This is a genomic window from Pseudorhodobacter turbinis (assembly GCF_005234135.1).
Taxonomy (GTDB): Bacteria; Pseudomonadota; Alphaproteobacteria; order Rhodobacterales; family Rhodobacteraceae; genus Pseudorhodobacter; species Pseudorhodobacter turbinis.
Window position 1 is genome coordinate 1,118,366 of sequence record NZ_CP039965.1, and the last position, 19,135, is coordinate 1,137,500.

Genomic DNA, 19,135 nt, shown 5'->3' on the forward strand with positions numbered 1-19,135 from the left:
GATGGCGACGAATGACCAATCGCAAGGCGGTGGAAACCATGGCCTCAGTCAGGCTGAACTTGATGAGCTTGTGGCCTCCTCCGATACCGGCGCGCGCGGATCACAAGGTACGGTTGGCGTATTTCTGATGATGGTTGCGCTGGCGTGGTCGTTGTTCCAGATCTGGATCGCCTCGCCTGTGCCCTTCATGATCGGGGTCGGCGTTTTCAATGATACCGAGGCGCGGTCCATCCACCTTGCCTTTGCGATGTTCCTTGCCTTTGCCGCCTTTCCGGCGTCGCGCAGCCCGATCCAGCTTGGTCTGGGCGTTCTTGTGCCGCTGATTGTTGGTGGCTTGCTGATGTATTCCGCCAAAGAGGGTGCCTCTGTCTGGTGGATCATGCCGGTTGCAATCTCGATTTCGGCGGTGGTTTTGCTTGGCTCCCCCAAAGACCGGATACCGGTTTGGGAATGGGCGCTCGCGATCGTCGGTGCGGCTGCCGCGCTTTATCTTTTTGTCTATTACCGCGATATCTCTAGCCGGGTCGGTGCGCCGATCACGCAAGATTTCGTGGTTGCCGTGATCGGCATCTTGCTGTTGCTGGAGGCGACGCGCCGTGCGCTTGGGCCGGCCTTGATGATCGTGGCCTCGGTGTTCCTTGTGTACACCGTGCTTGGCCCGAACATGCCGTCAATTATCGCGCATAAGGGCAATAACCTTTCCGAGATTGTGAACCACCAGTGGATCACCACCGAGGGTGTGTTCGGCATCGCCTTGGGAGTTTCCACTGGGTTCGTGTTCCTCTTCGTTTTGTTCGGCTCGCTTTTGGATAAGGCGGGCGCGGGCAACTATTTCATTCAGGTGGCCTTTTCCTTGATGGGTCACATGCGGGGCGGGCCTGCTAAGGCGGCTGTTGTCTCCTCGGCGATGACGGGTTTGATTTCGGGATCGTCGATTGCCAATGTGGTGACAACGGGGACGTTTACGATCCCGCTGATGAAGAAGGTGGGATTCAGCGCCGAAAAAGCCGGCGCGGTTGAGGTGGCCTCTTCGGTCAACGGGCAGATCATGCCACCTGTGATGGGCGCTGCGGCGTTCTTGATGGTGGAATATGTGGGTATCCCGTATTTTGACGTGGTTACCCATGCCTTTGTGCCGGCGGTGATTTCCTATATCGCGCTGGTTTATATTGTGCACCTAGAGGCCTGTAAGGCCGGCATGGAAGGCTTGCCGCGCGCTTATGTGCCCAAGCCGATTGTGCAGCGTTTGATCGGTATGGTCTTTACCGTTGCGGTGATCTGCGGGCTTTCGCTGGCGGTATACTACGGTATGGGTTGGATCCGTCCGGCGTTTCCGGCGGCTGCTGGCTATATCATCTTTACCTTTTTGACAGCCATTTACGTGGGCTTGCTGGCCATCGCCGCGCGTGAGGCGCCGCTGAAGCTGGATGATCCGAACGAGCCGGTGACAAAGCTGCCGCTGCCGGGGCCAACGATCCGGGCCGGCTTGCACTATATCTTGCCGGTTGTGGTACTGGTTTGGGCCTTGATGGTGGACCGTCTTTCCCCCGGCCTGTCGGCATTCTGGGCCACGATGTATATGGTGTTCATCCTGCTGACACAGCGCCCGATTTTAGCGATACTGCGTGGCTCGGGTGAAATGGTGCAAGCGGTGCGGGACGGGTTCACGGACCTGCTTGACGGGTTGGTGACCGGCGCGCGCAATATGATCGGCATCGGTATTGCCACGGCAACGGCCGGTATCATCGTGGGTGTGGTTAGCCAGACTGGCGTGGGTTCGGCGCTGGCGGATGTGGTTGAGGTGCTTTCGGGCGGGAATATTCTGGCAATTCTGGCGCTGACGGCGGTGCTGTCGCTTATCCTCGGGATGGGGCTGCCGACGACGGCGAACTATATCGTGGTCTCGGCCCTTTTGGCGCCGGTGATTGTGACACTGGGGCAGCAAAACGGGTTGATCGTGCCATTGATCGCCGTGCATTTGTTCGTGTTCTACTTCGGGATCATGGCGGATGTGACGCCTCCGGTGGGGCTTGCCAGCTTTGCAGCGGCGGCGGTTTCGGGCGGTGATCCGATCAAAACCGGCGTGATTGCGTTCTTTTACAGCCTGCGCACGGCGGCGCTGCCGTTCCTGTTTATCTTCAACACGGAACTGCTGCTGATCAATGTGACGATGATGCAGGGTATATTCGTGTTCATTGTAGCGACGGTGGCGATGCTGCTGTTTGCCGCTGCGACCCAAGGTTGGTTCCTGACACGTAACCGCTTTTATGAAACAGCGGCCTTGCTGTTGGTTGCCTTCACGCTGTTCCGTCCCGGTTTCTGGATGGATATGGTCTATCCGCCCTATTCCGAAGAGGCCCCTGCCGCTTTGGTTCAAGCCGCTGATGCAACGCCGGTGGGGCAGGATTTGCGCCTGCGCGTGGCCGGCATGAACGAACTGGGCGACCCGATAGAGTTTGTGGCCATCCTGCCGATCACATCTGGCACCACGGGTGAGGAAAAGCTTGATGCGGCAGGTATTGCCCTGCGCAGTGACGGCGACAAGATGATTATCGATGATGTGTCTTATGGCTCTGCGGCGTCCGAGGCCGGGCTCGATTGGGATCAAGAGGTTCTGCGCGTGTTGCGGCCGATTGACGTTCCGTCAAAATACTGGATGTTCCTGCCGGCTTTGTTGCTGCTTGCCCTTGTGGTCATGTTGCAGCGCGGACGTGCCGCGAAAACCATCCGTCCCGTTACCGCCTGAGAGAAAGGAGACAGACCATGACAAAAACGATATTGGTTGCAATCGACGTCACCTCCAAAGCCTCATGGCAACTGGCGCTGCCCGAGGCGGTAAAGCTTGCCCGTCTGAACGGGGCCGCGCTGCATGTGCTTTATGTGGAACCTGATACCGGCTCTCCGCTGGTCTCGGGGTTTTTGCCCAAGGATTTTGCCAAAACGGCGCTTGCGCGGGCGAATGCGGAACTGGTCGCCATCGCCAATGACCAGATCCCGCAGGATTTGGGGGCCAAGCTGCACGTCAAACACGGCACCGTTCACCGAGAGATTATCGCCAAAATCAAGGACCTTAATGCCGATCTGGTGATTATGGCGTCACTTGCGCCGGATCGGGTGAGGGAGTTTCTGATCGGCAGCCAAGCTGACAGGGTTGTGCGCAGATCGCCGGTATCTGTGCTTGTCGTCAGGGGATAATGCTGCGACTGCAAACACGCTCAAGGCCCGCACTCGCGTGGCCGCACCTTAACGGAGAATATCCCCGATGACCCCCTTTGCGATTGCCGGCGTCCAGATGTACGTAAACGCATTGCAACCCAACATTGCCGGAATGTTGCAGCGTCTTGATATCTTGATGGTGCGTTTTCCATGGACACAGATGGTTCTGTTTTCGGAACTCGCCCCGCTTGGCCCCTTGCCGCGCTTTGCATTGCCCTTTGACAACGAGCATTTGCACCGCTTTCAGGAAGCCGCGATCAAGCACAATATCTGGCTGATCCCCGGCTCTATGTTCGAGCAGGCCGAGGATGGGCTGATCTATAACACCTCAGCCGTGATCAACCCGCAGGGGCAGGTCATCAAGAAATACCGCAAGATGTTTCCGTTCCGCCCCTATGAAGATGGCATCGCGGCAGGGACGGAGTTTTGTATCTTTGACGTGCCAGAGGTTGGGCGTTTCGGGTTGTCGATCTGCTATGATATGTGGTTCCCCGAAACCACGCGCCAACTGACCAGTGCCGGCGTTGAGGTGCTTTTGCACCCCGTTCTGACCGGTACCACCGACCGCGAGGCAGAGCTTTCGATTGCCCGCGCCACGGCGGTACAGTTCCAGTGCTATGTGATTGATGTGAACGGGTTGGGCGCGGGCGGCAACGGGCGGTCTTGTGTGATTGATCCGACCTCGACCGTGTTGCACCAATCGGCGGGACAAGAGGATATGTTCCCGATTGAAGTGGATCTTGATCAGGTGCGCCGCCAACGTGAAACCGGTATGAAGGGTTTGGGGCAGGTTCTCAAAAGCTTCCGAGACCGGTCTGTTGACTTTCCGGTCTATGATCGGGCCAGCGGGGCGGATGCCTATTTGCACGGGCTTGGCCCCTTGGCGATCCCGCAGCAGGGAACCACGGCGGGAATTTCGCCTTTGAATTTGGGCGCGACCACTTTGCCTGAGGATATCATCAAAGGTGCCCCCGCGCCCGAACTTCTTGCGCAAAACCAGCCGTACCACACAGCCGAGGACCCACAGCCGGTAACGCCGGTGGCAGGAAAGACCGTTACGGGCTGATATTCCGGGGCAGGGCCTTGCGGTTCTGCCCCGGCTTCACATCAGCCCGGCCGATACATTTAGCCAAAGGACGATGCGATGCAATCCATGAGCGACTATTATTCGGCAGTGCAGCTTCGCGGGGATCATTGGAGCACGTTGCGCCAATCGCTGGACCAGCTTGCCCGTGAACCCGAAGGCCGCCATGCAAAGGCCACCCGCGCCAAAGTGGTGGAAATGTTCAATGCCTTGGAAACGATCGAGCGGTATTGGGCCTTTCCCGGCATTCAGTCCTTTGAGCATATGCGCCGGCAGTTTGAAAACGGCCATTTGGCGGATGTTGCCTTTACCGTGCGCCGTGCTGCGCGGGCGTTAGTGACGGGGGCATATCGGCGCCGCCATATCCCGCTGGACCGCGATATGGATGACAAGGACGAGAATGAGGATGAGGCGATTCTGTCCCCCGATGCGCGGGCGCTGGCGAAACCTTATTTCGAGGTGATGATTGTCGATGATGTGAACGAGCATCAGGAACGGTGGTTGCGGCAGAACATGGCCTCTATGCGCAGGCCGGATGACGCCTTTACCTATGCGCCGGTGGTGGTGCCGACGCTTCAGGATGCGCTGATCGGGGTGCTGTTCAACCACAACATTCAGGCGATTATTGTGCGGCCCGGCCTGAAAATGGAATCCAAGGTCGATCTGGGTCTTTTGACCCGCTATCTAAAGCTGGCGGGCGGCACCGACGACATCAAGAACATGAGCCCCGAGGATTACGGCCCCGAGCTGTGCCGCTTGATTGCCAAAGTGCGCCCCGAACTGGATGCCTATCTGGTCACCGACCGCTCGGTTGAGGAAATCGCGGGGCTGGATTTGGGGATTTGCCGGCGGGTTTTCTACAATCAGGAAGACTTTATGGAGCTGCATCTGAACATCCTTCGCGGGGTTCAGGCACGCTATAAAACGCCATTTTTTACGGCCCTAAAGGAATATTCCAAACAGCCGACAGGCGTGTTTCATGCCATGCCGATTAGCCGCGGCAAGTCGATTACGCGCAGCCATTGGATCCAAGATATGGGGGCGTTTTACGGGCCGAATATCTTTATGGCCGAAACCTCTGCCACATCGGGCGGGCTGGATAGTTTGCTGGAACCGCACGGCACGATCAAAGAGGCGCAGGAACTTGCGGCGCGTGCCTTTGGCGCCAAGCACACCTATTTTTCCACCAATGGCACATCGACCTGCAACAAAATCGTGGTGCAGGCTTTGGTTCGGCCCGGCGATATCGTTCTGGTGGACCGCGATTGCCACAAATCGCACCATTACGGGATGGTGCTGGCGGGGGCGCAGGTCAGCTATCTCGACAGCTATCCGCTGAATGAATATTCGATGTATGGCGCGGTGCCCCTGCGCGAAATCAAGCACCGCCTGTTGCAGATGAAGGCCGAGGGCAAGCTTGACCGGGTGCGGATGCTTTTGCTGACCAACTGCACATTTGATGGCGTGGTTTATAATGTTGAGCGGGTGATGGAGGAATGCCTCGCGATTAAGCCCGATCTGGTGTTTTTGTGGGATGAGGCGTGGTTTGCCTTTGCCCGTTTTGGGCCAACCTATCGCCAGCGCACCGGCATGAATGCCGCCAATAACTTCCGCGAACGGCTGCGCACGCCGGAACACGCCAAAGCTTATGCCAAACAGCAGGAAAAGCTAGCCGATGCGGATATGGAAAAGCTGCTGAAAACCCGGCTGATCCCGCCGCCGAATGCGCGGGTTCGGGTCTATACCACGCAATCGACGCATAAAACCCTGACCAGTTTGCGGCAGGGCTCGATGATCCATGTCAACGATCAGGATTTCAAGGGCGAGGTGGAGCAGGCATTTCATGAAGCCTATATGACCCACACCTCGACCAGCCCAAATTACCAGATCATCGCCAGCCTCGATGTTGGTCGCCGTCAGGTAGAGCTGGAAGGGTTCGAGTTTGTGCAGCGGCAGGTAGAGGCAGCGATGTCGATGCGCCGTGCGATTGCTTCCCATCCGCTTTTGCAGAAATATTTCAAGGTGTTGAGTGCCGGCGATATGATCCCTGCCGAATACCGTGAAAGCGGGGTCAGCAGCTATTACGATACCGAGCAGGGCTGGACCGACATCTGGGATTGCTGGGAGCAGGACGAATTTGTGCTGGATGCCACGCGGGTTACGCTGGCCGTGGGTGGCACCGGCTGGGATGGCGATACGTTCAAGACCAAGGTTTTGATGGATAAATACGGCATCCAGATCAACAAGACCTCACGCAATACCGTGTTGTTCATGACCAATATCGGCACCACGCGGTCCTCGGTCGCCTATCTGATCGAGGTGCTGGTCGAGATCGCCAAGGAACTGGATGAATTGCTCGATGATGCCTCCAAGATGGAGCGGTTGTCATTTGAGCGGCGGGTGAAAAACCTGACGCAGGATTACCCGCCGCTGCCCGATTTCAGCCGGTTCCATGAGGCATTCCTTAGCCCCGGCAACACCAATGAGGGCGATATCCGCACCGCGTTTTTCCTGAGCTATGATGAAAGCAAATGCGACTATCTGGAGCTTGACGGTTCCATCAGGCAGGCGATGAAAGAGGGGCGCGATGTGGTTTCGGCCTCCTTCATCATCCCCTATCCGCCGGGGTTTCCGATCCTTGTGCCGGGGCAGGTGGTCAGCGAGGAAATCCTTGCCTTTATGCGCGCGCTGGATGTGAATGAAATTCACGGATATCGCCCCGACCTTGGTTTGCGTGTTTTCACGCCCGAGGCACTTGCCGATCTGACAACAAAAACGACGGCACAAGCCGCAAAATAAATCGGGGGGCAGATGCCCCCCACCGTTTGCCTTTCAGGGAAGGATCTTACTTATGGCCAAATCGCAGTTGAAGAACATCTCCGAAATCCGCCGCTTTTTTCACCGCAACGAAGACCCGATTTACTTCATCTCGGCGACCAACTTTAACCTGTTGGGGATTGATGAGTGGTGCAAGAACTTCAAATATATCTGCTATCTCGATTGCTATGATGGCCGCCATCCGAACGTGTTTTGCCCGTCCGAACAGCCTCATGCCGAATTCCAGTCGATCGAGGATATCAACAACTATCTGTTGCAGCACAAAGAGGTCATCGACCTTGTAAAGCGGCGCGGCGGCAAGCCGAAGTTCGTGTTCCTGATGTTTGATGAGGAAACGGAACGGCTGGCAAAAGAGCTGGGTGCCGATGTCTGGTTCCCCAAGGCCAAGCTGCGGACCAAGATGGACAACAAGATTGAAACCGTGCGGATCGGCAATAAGGCCGGCGTCCCATCGGTGCCGAATGTGCTGGCCGAGGTCAAAAGCTATGACGGGCTGAAAGCGACCTGCGAAAAGGCGGGGATCGGCAATGATCTTGTGCTGCAATCGGCCTATGGCGACAGCGGCCACACTACGTTTTTCATCAAATCCGAGGCTGATTTCCGCCGCCATGAGCATGAGATCATCGGCGAGGGTGAGATCAAGATCATGAAGCGGATCGATTGCCGCGGCTCGGCGATTGAGGGATGCGTGACCAAGCAAGGCACCATCGTTGGCCCGCTGATGACGGAACTGGTGGGTTTCAAAGAGCTGACGCCTTATCGCGGCGGTTGGTGTGGCAATGAGATCCTGTCCACCGCCTTCCCGCCCAAGGTGCGTCAAAAAGCGCGTGACCTGACCTTCAAGTTCGGGGAACAACTGCGCAAGGAAGGGTATCGTGGCTATTTTGAGCTGGATTTCCTGATCGACAAGAAGACCGGTGATCTGTGGTTGGGGGAGCTGAACCCGCGCATCACCGGCTGTTCGTCGATGACCAATCACGCGGCCTTTGCCCATGCGGATGCGCCGTTGTTCCTGTTCCATCTGCTTGAATTTGCAAAGAAACCGTTTGATCTGGACGTGGCAGAGCTGAACTCACGTTGGGCCAATCCAGATATGATCGACAGCTGGTCGCAGATGGTGATCAAGCACACCGATGACAGCGTGGATATCATCACCGAGGCGCCACAAACCGGCATCTATAAGATGCTGGAGGATGGGCGCGTGGTCTATGACCGTTTTGATTATCACCGCCGCGCCGTGGAAAGCGAGAACGAGGCCTTTTTCCTGCGCATCCAAAAGCCGGGGGATTACCGCTATGAAGGGGCCGATCTGGGCATTCTGGTGACGCGCGGGCGGTCCATGACCTCTGGTTTCCAGATGAACGAGCGGGCAAAGAAATGGGTGCATGGCATTAAAAATGCGTTCCACGCCAAACCGCTGCCGGTGGCCGAGGCGGGGCCTGCGCTGGCCGATCCGGCCTTCAAGTTCCTGTAATGACCTGCTAGGCGCGGTGTGATGGAACTTTTATGGCGCGCAATTTCGGAACCTGAGCTTGGCCCTAAATGGGCCACGCTTTTTCAGGAATATTGGCCGGATTATCAACGTTGGTGGCTGCGTGAGGGGCTGGATGCGCGCGCGACCTATTGGGAAAGCCGCAAGGCCCTGACCGCCCATATGCCCGAGATCCTGCCGATCTATGACCAGCTTTGTGAACTTGCGGGCGGGGGCGATCTTGCGGCGCGGTTCTTGTCATTTCACAATCCGCCACCCTATCTTTCGGGATGCTCTCAGGCGATCTGGCAAGGGGCTGACCCGATGCTGGTGCGCAATTATGATTATGCACCGCAAGCCTTTGACCGGTTGGTTCTGCATACCGCGTGGCAGGGCCGGCGCGTTATGGGCACATCCGACGGGCTTTGGGGGCTGGTTGACGGTATCAATGATGCCGGGCTTGCGGTGTCCTTGACCTTTGGCGGGCGGCGGGTTGTGGGCACCGGCTTTGGCGTGCCGTTGATTTTGCGCTATGTGCTGCAAACCTGCACCACGGCAGAACAAGCGGCCACAGCGCTGGCCCGTATTCCAACGCATATGAGCTATAACGTCACCGTGCTTGATGCCAAGCGCAAGTTTCGGACCGTGTTTATGGCCCCTGACCGTCCCGCCCAAATTACCCATGCGGCGGTGGCAACCAATCATCAAGAGCGTGTCGAATGGGACGCCCATGCGCGAATGACCGCCACGGTGGAACGCGAACGGTTTTTGCTGCAACGACTTACCCTTCATATTGAACCGCAAGGGAAATTTATCAACGCATTTTTGAAGCCGCCGATCTATTCGACGGCCTTTGATCGCGGGTTCGGCACGCTTTACACCGCTGTCTACCGCCCCAGACGCCGCAGCATGGCGCTGCATTGGCCCAAGGCGGTTTGGCCGCTATCGCTGGATGATTTTCAAGAAGGTCACCGGATGATCTATACCCCGGAAACGGCCGCTTAGGGCAGCGGGTGTTCTTCCATTTCAGCCGCGATGGCGGGGTCTATTGGCGTGTCATAGGTCTGCAAAAGATAGCCCAGAACCGAATAGAAACCGACGGTGGCAATCAGGTCGATCACGGCTTCGCGCCCGATGGCGGCGGCCAGTTCGGCCTCTTGTTCGGGGGCAAGGCGTTTGTCATCCATCAGCGCATCGACGGCGCGGACGATCAGCCCGTCTTCGCCCTCGGGCATGTCGCGGATCGCGGCGATGCGGGTATCATCCATGCCAAGGGTGCGCGCCCGGCTAACATGATGCGCCCATTCATAGGCAGAGCCCAAGCGCAGGCCGGCCCGCAAAATCACCACCTCGGAACGGATCGGGCCAAGGCGGCTGTCCTTGACGATATGTTGGCGCAAAGGGGCCCAAGCGCGCAGCAAATCGGGGTGATGCGCCATCGTGCGGTAGACATTCAACGCGCCGGCGAAACCATTGCGCAGGTCGGTGATGCTGTCGGGCCAGTCGGCATCGGTGACGGGCGGGCAGGGGGATTTGGTCATGGGTTCGGCCTTTAGTTATGTGCTGTGACGTCATTTATCGCGGCGGCGATCCGGTCAACGATCTGGTCGATATCGTGGGGGGTGCAAATATAGGGCGGGGCCAAAAGCACATGGTCGCCATGCACCCCGTCAATCGTGCCGCCCATTGGATAGCACAAAAGCCCGCGCGCGATAGCGGCTTTTTTGATCTTGGCGTAGGTTTTTAGCTTGGGATCAAAGGGGTCTTTGCTGTCCTTGTCTGCGACAATCTCAATCCCGCGGAACAGGCCCCGACCGCGGATATCGCCGACATATGGGGATTGGCCAAGCGCTGTCTCCAGCCCCGATTGCAGGCGGTCGCCCATGGCGTTGACATGCGCCATCATGCCGTCGCGGGTTAAAATTTCGACGACCTTATTGGCCGCAGCGGCGGCGATGGGATGGCCGATATAGGTATGCCCATGCTGGAACAGGCCCGATCCATCGCGAAACGCCGCAAAGATTTTGCGCGACAAAAGCACCGCGCCGATGGGCTGAAAGCCGCCGCCCAAGCCTTTGGCGATGGTCACCAGATCGGGCACAACGCCTTCTTGTTCAAAGGCAAAGATTGTGCCGGTCCGGCCCATGCCGCACATCACCTCATCCAAAATCAGCAAAATACCGTGGCGGTCGCAAATCTCGCGGATGCGTTTAAAATAGCCCTCTACGGCCGGCACGGCGCCCAAGGTGGCCCCGACAACAGGTTCGGCAACAAAGGCCATCACCTGATCGGCGCCGAGTTCCTGGATTTTCGCTTCCAGCTCATCGGCCAGACGGGCGGCGTATTGGGCGTGGGTTTCGCCGGTTTGTAGGTCGCGGTAGGCATAGCAGGGGGAGACATGGTGCGTTTCGGGCAGGATCGGCTGGAACTGGGCGCGGCGCATCGCATTGCCGCCAGTGGCCAGCGCGCCGATGGTGTTGCCGTGATAGCTTTGCCGCCGCGCGATGATGTGGCGGCGCTGCGGTTGGCCGATTTCCACGAAATACTGCCGTGCCATTTTCAGGGCCGCCTCTACCGCCTCGGACCCGCCCGAGACGAGATAGACATGGTCCAAGCTGTCGGGGGCAAGGGCGGTCAGCCGCTGGGCCAGTTCCTCGGCCACATCCGTGGTGAAAAAGGAGGTATGGGCATAGGAAATGGCGTTCATCTGCGTGGTCATCGCGGCTAGAACCTCGGGGTGGTTATGCCCAAGACAGCTGACCGCCGCCCCGCCGGACCCGTCAATATAGGCGCGCCCGTCACTATCGGTGATGGTGACGCCCTGACCGGAAACAGCGCGCGGAAGGGTGGCGCCAATTGTGCGATGAAGGAGTTTTGTCATTTCGGTTTCCCGCTTGATGAGGATGTTGGAATCACGCTGCATATATTGTGGTGCAAAACACAGATATTGCAACAAGTGTTTCATGTAGTGCTATTGAGATACAATCGTTTCCTGAAGATCCGAAAATTTGCCGCGCTATGTGACATGCTTGCCACCCGCAACACCCCCGCCGCCCAAGGGGCGTTGCAGCAGCGCCGCCAACCTTTTAAGGCGCTGGGCAGCCATGCCGGCGGGGGAATCATGTGGCGGATAATTGCCGTTCCATCCGAGGGGCTGTCATTGCGAGGGCTGTCACCGCATGCAACTATGCGCCTTAATTGTTCCGTAATATCGGCTGATTTCGATATTACCTATTCGATCAAAGGCCGGATCGGCCAGAACTGAAAGTGAGTTAACCAATGACGCAACGCAAAGGTATCATTCTTGCCGGTGGATCGGGCACGCGGCTTTACCCTGTTACCATCGGGGTATCAAAGCAGTTGCTGCCGATCTATGATAAGCCGATGGTCTATTACCCTTTGTCGGTGTTGATGCTGGCCGGCATCCGCGAAATTGCGATCATCACCACGCCACAAGATCAGGATCAGTTCATCCGTACCTTGGGGGATGGCAGCCAATGGGGGTTGAGCCTGACTTATATTGAGCAACCTTCGCCGGACGGGTTGGCGCAAGCCTACATTCTGGCTGAGGACTTTTTGGACGGTGCACCCTCGGCGATGGTGCTGGGCGATAACATCTTCTTTGGGCACGCCCTGCCTGAGGCATTGCTGGCGGCGGATGATCTGGCGACGGGCGGTACTGTCTTTGGCTATCACGTGGCCGATCCGGAGCGTTATGGCGTGGTTGATTTCGACGCTGATGGTGTGGTGCGCGGCATCATTGAAAAACCTGCGGTTCCGCCTTCCAATTACGCGGTGACAGGGCTTTACTTCCTTGACGGTTCCGCCCCTGAACGCGCCCGCAAAGTGCAGCCATCGGCTCGTGGAGAGCTGGAAATTACCTCGCTATTGGAAAGCTACCTTGCAGACGGGATTTTGAACGTCCAGCAATTGGGTCGTGGCTATGCATGGCTTGATACCGGAACCCATGCCAGCTTGCTGGATGCGGGAAATTTCGTGCGTACCCTGTCCGAGCGTCAGGGAATGCAGGTTGGCAGCCCCGATGAGATCGCTTATTCTCATGGCTGGATCAGCGCCAAACAGCTTAGCGATCGCGGCGCCGCTTTTGGCAAAAACCAATATGGGCAACATCTGAAAAGCCTCGCGAAAGAATAAGCCTGCAACCTCCCGTTTCGAATTAGAGGGCCTAGCCTGTGACCAGCACTGTTGAAAACGTGATGCCATCCGACTCCCTGACCCACCTTCAGCGGTTGGAGGCAGAAAGTATCCACATCATGCGTGAGGTTGTGGCAACGGCCGAAAACCCAGTGATGCTCTATTCGGTGGGCAAAGATAGCGCCTGTATGCTGCATCTGGCGAAAAAGGCGTTTTATCCGGCGCCCCCGCCCTTTCCCCTGCTGCATGTCGATACAACCTGGAAATTCCAAGAGATGTACAAGCTGCGCGAAAAGGCGGCGGCGGATGCGGGGATGGAATTGCTGGTCTATCAAAACCCCGAGGCGGTGGAAAAGGGGATCAACCCCTTTGATCACGGATCACTGCACACCGATATGTGGAAGACCGACGGGCTGAAACAGGCATTGACCAAATACGGGTTTGATGTGGCCTTTGGTGGTGCCCGCCGCGATGAGGAAAAATCCCGCGCCAAGGAACGGATCCTGTCGTTCCGCTCGGCCTCTCATCGGTGGGACCCAAAGCAGCAGCGCCCCGAGCTGTGGAAGCTCTATAACACCCGCAAGGCTAAGGGCGAAAGCATCCGTGCCTTTCCGCTGTCAAACTGGACAGAGTTGGATATCTGGCAATATATCCACTTGGAAAACATCGAGATTGTGCCGCTTTATTTTGCTGCCCCGCGTCCGGTGGTGGATCGTGGCGGGATGTTGATTATGGTGGATGATGAACGGATGCCATTGCTGGAAGGTGAGGTGCCGATGATGCGCTCGGTCCGGTTCCGCACCTTGGGATGTTATCCTTTGACCGGCGCGGTTGAAAGCACGGCGGCGACATTGCCCGAGGTTATTCAGGAAATGCTGCTGACCACCACGTCGGAACGGCAGGGCCGCGCGATTGACCACGATCAATCCGCCAGCATGGAAAAGAAGAAGCAAGAGGGGTATTTCTGATGTCCGGCGCTGATCAAAGCTATGTCACCGATACCCTGATCGCCGAGGATATCGACGCCTATCTGCACAAGCACCAGCATAAAACCATGCTGCGTTTCATCACCTGCGGATCGGTTGATGACGGGAAATCGACGCTGATCGGGCGGCTGTTGTATGACAGCAAAATGATCTTTGAGGATCAGCTGGCCAATCTGGAAAGCGACAGCCGCGCGCATGGCACCCAAGGGCAGGGCATCGACTTTGCGCTTTTGGTGGATGGTTTGGCCGCCGAGCGGGAGCAGGGCATCACCATCGATGTGGCCTACCGCTTTTTCGCGACCGACAAGCGCAAGTTTATCGTGGCCGACACGCCGGGCCATGAAGAATACACCCGCAATATGGTCACCGGCGCCTCTACCGCCGATCTTGCGGTGATTTTGGTTGATGCGCGTCAGGGGATTTTGACCCAGACGCGGCGCCATTCCTATTTGGTCAATCTGCTGGGCATCAAGAACATCGTGCTGGCGGTGAACAAGATGGACTTGGTGGGCTATAGCCAGGAACGGTTTTATGAAATCGTGAAGGAATACGCCAGCTTTGCGGAACAGCTTGGCATGAAAACCTTTTTGCCGATCCCGATTTCGGGGCTGGCCGGCGATAATATCGTCACACGGTCGGAAAACACGCCTTGGTATCAAGGCCCAACCCTGCTTGGGCACCTTGAGGATGCGCCGATCACCGCCACCCGTATGCAAGACGCGGCGTTCCGGATGGCGGTGCAATGGGTGAACCGGCCCAACCTCGATTTCCGCGGTTTTGCGGGCCAGATCGGGTCGGGCACGATTGCCAAGGGGGATGCTATCCGCGTTCTGCCTTCGGGCAAGACATCCCGCGTGAAATCCATTGTTACCTATGACGGTCCGTTGGACCGTGCCGTGGCCGGCCAATCCATCACCCTGACGTTTGAGGATGAGGTCGATTGCTCGCGCGGCGATGTCATCACCATGGCCGATGCCCCTTGCGAGGTGGCTGACCAATTCGAGGCGACGCTGGTTTGGATGGATGAGGCCGAGATGCTGCCCGGTCGCCCCTATTTGTTGAAGATGGGCACGCAAACCATGACCGCCACCGTGACCGAGCCGAAATATGAGGTGAACGTCAATACGTTGGAACGGCTGAGTTCGCAAACGCTGGCGACGAATGCTATCGGCGTGGTGAATATTTCGACTGACCGCGCAATTCCGTTTGAGGCTTATGCACAAAACCCTGATCTTGGCGGGTTTATCCTGATCGACCGGATGACCAATGCGACCGTGGCTGCAGGCATGGTGCATTTCGCCCTGCGCCGTAGCCAGAATATCCATTGGCAAGCGGTGGATATTGACCGTACCGCCCATGCCGCGATCAAGGGTCAGCAAGCGCGGGTGGTTTGGTTCACCGGGCTTTCAGGCTCAGGCAAATCCACGATTGCCAATATCGTCGAGAAAAAGTTGCACGCGCTGGGTAAGCACACCTTCCTTTTGGACGGTGATAACGTGCGCCACGGCCTCAATCGCGACCTTGGCTTTACCGATGCCGACCGGGTGGAAAACATCCGCCGTGTGGGTGAGGTGGCCAAGCTGATGTCGGATGCGGGACTGATCGTGCTGACGGCCTTCATCTCGCCCTTCCGCGCCGAGCGGCGTATGGTGCGCGAGATGATGGACGCGGGTGAGTTCATGGAGATCCATGTCAACACCCCGCTAGAGGTGGCCGAGGCCCGCGATGTGAAGGGGCTTTATAAAAAAGCCCGTGCCGGGAACCTCAAAAACTTTACCGGCATCGACAGCCCTTATGAGCAACCGGAAAACGCCGAGATGACGGTGAACACCGTGGAGCTAACGGCAGAGGACGCCGCAGAGCAGGTGGTCGCGGCCATCCTCGCGGGGCTGTAGGCGGGAATTACGGAGGCTGTCTTGTATAACCGCAAGGCAGCCCGTCATGTCGTGCAATGTCCTGGCTGCGGCAAAGTGTATCTGTGGCTGGATGCGATGATGGACGGGGACCATATCTTGTATAGTAGATGCAGGAATATGGTGGGGTAAACGACGTTATGGCCAGATCCGATCCCTTGCGCTTGCTTTTGGTACCGGTCGCCCCTGCGATGCGCAGGCTTTCGGCGGTCGCGGTTTTAGCAAGCATGATCTGGCCATTGCAGGCCGCATTGGTGGCATTGGCAATCGGGGCGGCGTTGCAGGGGCAGGTCGCAGGCGCTTTGGTGGCGGGTTTTGTTGTGTTGGGCCTAGGGCGCGCGGCTTTGTCGGCGCTGGCGGACCGGATGGCCCAAAATGCCGCTGAGGCGGTGATCACAAACCTGCGCTGCCGGATTGTCACGCGTGAGGCGCTGCGTTCGGGGCGAGATCTTGGCCCCGGCGCGACGGCCTCCCTTGCGGTGGAAAAGCTGGCGGCATTGTCACCTTGGATAACCCGCTATGCCCCCGCCTCGGCAAGGGTTGCGGTGGTGCCGCTCGTCATTCTGGCGCTGGCCTTTTGGCAGTCTTGGGCGGCCGGGTTGATTTTGCTGATCTCTGGACCGTTGATCCCGCTGTTCATGGCCTTGGTTGGCATGGCCGCCAAAGAGGCCAGTGCGCGCCAGATGGCCGAGATTGGCAGCCTGAATGACCTTTTGGTCGACCGGCTTGCAGCGCTTTTGGATATCCGTTTGCTGGGCGCCGCAGGGGCGGTTACGCAAGGTTTTGCCACCCAAGCGGGGGACTTGCGGCAGCGCACAATGGCGGTGCTGCGGCTGGCGTTTCTGTCGTCAACTGTGTTGGAGCTGTTCTCGGCGATCGGGGTGGCTATGATGGCGGTCTTCGTCGGGTTTTCCCTTTTGGGGCAGCTTGGCTTTGGCACTTGGGGTGCGCCGCTGACGCCCACGGCGGGGGTGTTTTTGCTGCTGCTCGCGCCAGAGTTTTACCAGCCTTTGCGCGATCTGGCCGCCGCTTGGCACGACAAAGCCGCCGCAGATGCGGTCGCCGATGAGCTGGCGGTTTGGGAGGCAGGTCAGGGGGATGCGCTGCCCGGAACAGGCGCGCGCACGGCCCGATTGTCCGGTCCCGCCACGATCAATCTGCGCGACTGTGTAACGGCGCATGGGCTGCATTTGCCGGATATGAGGATTGATGCGGGCCAGGCGGTTGCGCTGGTTGGCCTTTCGGGTGCGGGCAAAACTTCGGCGTTGCGCTTGATGGCGGGGTTGGAGCTGCCGGGCGCGGGCAGTGTGGAGGTTGCAGGACAGCCCCTGACGGAAGAGCGGGTGGACGCGTGGCGCGCGCGGATCGGCTGGATGCCGCAGCGGGCGGCATTTCTGGCGACCTCCTTGCGTGCGAACCTAGCGCTGGGACGGGATGGCGATCTTGACGCAGCGCTGGATAATGCTGCGGCACGAGAGGTGGCAGAGGCTTTACCGCGCGGTCTTGCGACACGGTTAGGCGAAAGCGGCGGCGGCCTTTCGGGCGGGGAGGCGCGGCGCATGACGCTTGCGCGTGCGCTGTTCTCGCAGCCCGATCTGATCCTTGCGGATGAGCCGACCGCCGACCTTGACCGCACCACCGCGCAGGCGGTGACCGAGGGGCTTTTGGCCCAGCATGCCAATGGCAGGACGTTGATTGTGGCGACGCATGATACCGATCTGGCCGCGCAGATGGACCGGATTATCCGGCTTGGGGATACAACATGAAGCATCTGTTCCCAATCCTTCGCCAGATATTGCGTGCGCAACGCACGGCCCTTTGGCGGGGGGCTGCGCTTTCGGTGATTGTCTTGCTGATGGGTGTGGCGCTGCTTGGGCTTTCAGGGTGGTTCATAACGGCAGCGGCGGCGGCGGGCTTGGCCGGTGCGGGCGCGGCGTTTGACGTATTTCGCCCCTCGGCCATGGTGCGGTTTTTGGCATTGGGCCGCACCGCCGCGCGCTATGGTGAGCGGTTGCTGACCCATGATGCGGTTTTGCGCGCGTTGGAGACGCTGCGCCTTGGCGTGTTGCGCGGTATGTTGCAACTGGCGCCGGAGCGGATGGCGCAGATCCGCGGCGCGCAAGCCCTGAACCGGCTGACGGCGGATATTGATGCGCTGGACGGGCTGGTGTTGCGCTTGGTCTTTCCCTTGGGGGCGGGGCTTTTGGCCCTGATTATCAGCTTTGCGGGGCTGTGGTGGTTGGTGGATCTGCGCGTGGCCCTTTGGGTTGCAGGTGGCTGGTTTCTGGGGGCGGTTTTGCTGCTGTGGCATTTAGGGCGCAAAACGGTGGCACCCTCGCGGCGGATGGAGGCGGCGACCCAAGCCCTGCGCAGCCGTTTTGTTGATCTGATGCAAAACCGTGATGATCTGGCGGTTTACGGGCTGTTGCAGGATCAGCAATCCTCCGTTCTGCAGGCCGATGCGCGCCGACATGCGCTGCGCCGTGATCTTGACCGAGTGGACCGGCAGGCGGGGGCGGTGCTGATGGCGCTGACGGCGATTATTTCAGGGGGTGGGCTTTGGATCGGGCTTGATTTGGCGGCGGCAGGTACGCTTACCGCTGCCCAAGCGGCCATCGGCTTTTTTGCCGCCCTCGCGCTGGCCGAGGCAGTGGCCCCCATTCGTCGTGCGCTGGCCGACTCTGGCCGCATGACTGATGCCGCCCGCCGGATTGCGCCGGGTATTGGCGCGCCGCCCGCGGTTCAGGCGCCTGCTGTTGCGGCGTCGGTTGGGGGGATTGAATGTGTGGGCCTTACCTTGCGCAGGCCGAGTGGCGGCGTGGTGATCCGCGATTTTTCCCTGATGGTTGACATGGGTGAAACTGTGGCGCTGACGGGGGCAAGCGGGGCGGGGAAATCTACGCTGTTGCTGGCCTTGGCGGGGCTGCACCCTGCAACGGGTGATATCCGGATTTGTGGCCGCCTTATTGGTGATTGGCCAGAGGGTGCACTGCGCGATCATCTGGCGATGCTGCCGCAACGGTCGGAATTGCTGTCGGGAACGGTGCGTGAAAACTTCGCGCTGGCCGCACCCGATGCGACCGAGGCCGAGATTTGGGATGTGCTTGACGCGGTGCAGCTTGGGGCTGTTTTGCAGCCTCGGGGCGGGCTGGATTTTAAGGTCGGGGCCCGCGGCGCTGGCCTTTCGGGCGGGGAGGCGCGGCGGCTGGCCTTGACACGCGTTTTGCTGCGCCGCCCGCGCGTTTTGTTGCTGGATGAACCAACCGAAGGGCTGGATGAGGCGACGGCGACCGTAGTCTTGGCCGGCATTCGTAATGTGCTGCCCGATGCCGCGGTTCTGATCGCCTCGCACCGCAAGGCGGAAATCGCGGCCGCAGATCGGCTTATCGCGCTGTAAAGTCGCACCGTGAATACATGTTTTCGGGGGCAGTCCACATTTACTTTTTCCCGAAAAATATATATGCACAAGATG

Annotated in this window: 14 protein-coding genes; 12 read left to right on the forward strand and 2 right to left on the reverse strand. The window is 58.7% G+C overall.

Annotated elements, in window-relative coordinates; genetic code table 11:
- Window position 1: 1 nt before the first annotated feature.
- The 6 genes from EOK75_RS17835 (at window position 2) to EOK75_RS17860 (ending at window position 9,614) form a co-directional block, all read left to right on the forward strand.
- The gene (locus EOK75_RS17835) at window positions 2-2,746 is read left to right on the forward strand and encodes a TRAP transporter permease (protein WP_137195360.1); all 2,745 of its coding nucleotides are present in this window, start codon (window positions 2-4) and stop codon (window positions 2,744-2,746) included.
- A gap of 17 nt (window positions 2,747-2,763) precedes the next feature.
- On the forward strand, window positions 2,764-3,195 hold the full coding sequence (locus EOK75_RS17840; RefSeq protein WP_137195361.1) for a universal stress protein: 432 nt from the start codon (window positions 2,764-2,766) through the stop codon (window positions 3,193-3,195).
- Between the two features lie 67 nt (window positions 3,196-3,262).
- Entirely contained in the window at window positions 3,263-4,282 is a 1,020-nt protein-coding gene (locus EOK75_RS17845) for a carbon-nitrogen hydrolase family protein (RefSeq protein ID WP_137195362.1), read from the forward strand.
- Window positions 4,283-4,360: 78 nt separating this feature from the next.
- Window positions 4,361-7,099 (forward strand): aminotransferase class I/II-fold pyridoxal phosphate-dependent enzyme, encoded by a 2,739-nt coding sequence (locus tag EOK75_RS17850; RefSeq protein ID WP_137195363.1) that lies wholly within the window; start codon window positions 4,361-4,363, stop codon window positions 7,097-7,099.
- A 52-nt stretch (window positions 7,100-7,151) separates the two neighbouring features.
- Window positions 7,152-8,612, forward strand: coding sequence for a biotin carboxylase (locus EOK75_RS17855; RefSeq protein ID WP_137195364.1), 1,461 nt, complete (start codon window positions 7,152-7,154; stop codon window positions 8,610-8,612).
- 21 nt (window positions 8,613-8,633) lie between these two features.
- Window positions 8,634-9,614, forward strand: coding sequence for a C45 family autoproteolytic acyltransferase/hydrolase (locus tag EOK75_RS17860; RefSeq protein WP_137195365.1), 981 nt, complete (start codon window positions 8,634-8,636; stop codon window positions 9,612-9,614).
- On the opposite strand, the gene EOK75_RS17865 is transcribed toward EOK75_RS17860, so the two are convergent.
- Together EOK75_RS17865 and EOK75_RS17870 are read right to left on the reverse strand one after the other, a co-directional pair.
- Window positions 9,611-10,150 carry a carboxymuconolactone decarboxylase family protein gene (locus EOK75_RS17865; protein WP_137195366.1) on the reverse strand — a complete coding sequence of 180 codons (540 nt, stop codon included), beginning with the start codon at window positions 10,148-10,150 and terminating at the stop codon, window positions 9,611-9,613. The genes EOK75_RS17860 and EOK75_RS17865 overlap by 4 nt on opposite strands.
- Before the next feature lie 11 nt (window positions 10,151-10,161).
- Window positions 10,162-11,490 carry an aspartate aminotransferase family protein gene (locus tag EOK75_RS17870; protein WP_137195367.1) on the reverse strand — a complete coding sequence of 443 codons (1,329 nt, stop codon included), beginning with the start codon at window positions 11,488-11,490 and terminating at the stop codon, window positions 10,162-10,164.
- Window positions 11,491-11,577: 87 nt separating this feature from the next.
- Between EOK75_RS17870 and EOK75_RS17875 the strand changes: the two genes are divergently transcribed.
- The 6 genes from EOK75_RS17875 (at window position 11,578) to EOK75_RS17900 (ending at window position 19,060) form a co-directional block, all read left to right on the forward strand.
- Window positions 11,578-11,874, forward strand: coding sequence for a hypothetical protein (locus tag EOK75_RS17875; protein ID WP_137195368.1), 297 nt, complete (start codon window positions 11,578-11,580; stop codon window positions 11,872-11,874).
- A gap of 14 nt (window positions 11,875-11,888) precedes the next feature.
- Entirely contained in the window at window positions 11,889-12,764 is an 876-nt protein-coding gene (gene rfbA / locus EOK75_RS17880; RefSeq protein WP_137195369.1) for a glucose-1-phosphate thymidylyltransferase RfbA, read from the forward strand.
- A gap of 62 nt (window positions 12,765-12,826) precedes the next feature.
- Complete coding sequence (cysD, locus tag EOK75_RS17885; RefSeq protein ID WP_137195855.1) at window positions 12,827-13,732, forward strand: sulfate adenylyltransferase subunit CysD; 906 nt, start codon at window positions 12,827-12,829, stop codon at window positions 13,730-13,732.
- Window positions 13,732-15,645, forward strand: coding sequence for a sulfate adenylyltransferase subunit CysN (cysN, locus tag EOK75_RS17890; protein WP_137195370.1), 1,914 nt, complete (start codon window positions 13,732-13,734; stop codon window positions 15,643-15,645). Before cysD ends, cysN begins: the two co-directional genes overlap by 1 nt.
- Window positions 15,646-15,803: 158 nt before the next feature.
- On the forward strand, window positions 15,804-17,429 hold the full coding sequence (locus tag EOK75_RS17895) for an ABC transporter ATP-binding protein/permease (protein WP_137195371.1): 1,626 nt from the start codon (window positions 15,804-15,806) through the stop codon (window positions 17,427-17,429).
- Window positions 17,426-19,060 carry an amino acid ABC transporter ATP-binding/permease protein gene (locus EOK75_RS17900; protein WP_137195372.1) on the forward strand — a complete coding sequence of 545 codons (1,635 nt, stop codon included), beginning with the start codon at window positions 17,426-17,428 and terminating at the stop codon, window positions 19,058-19,060. Before EOK75_RS17895 ends, EOK75_RS17900 begins: the two co-directional genes overlap by 4 nt.
- The last annotated feature ends 75 nt before the right edge of the window (window positions 19,061-19,135 follow it).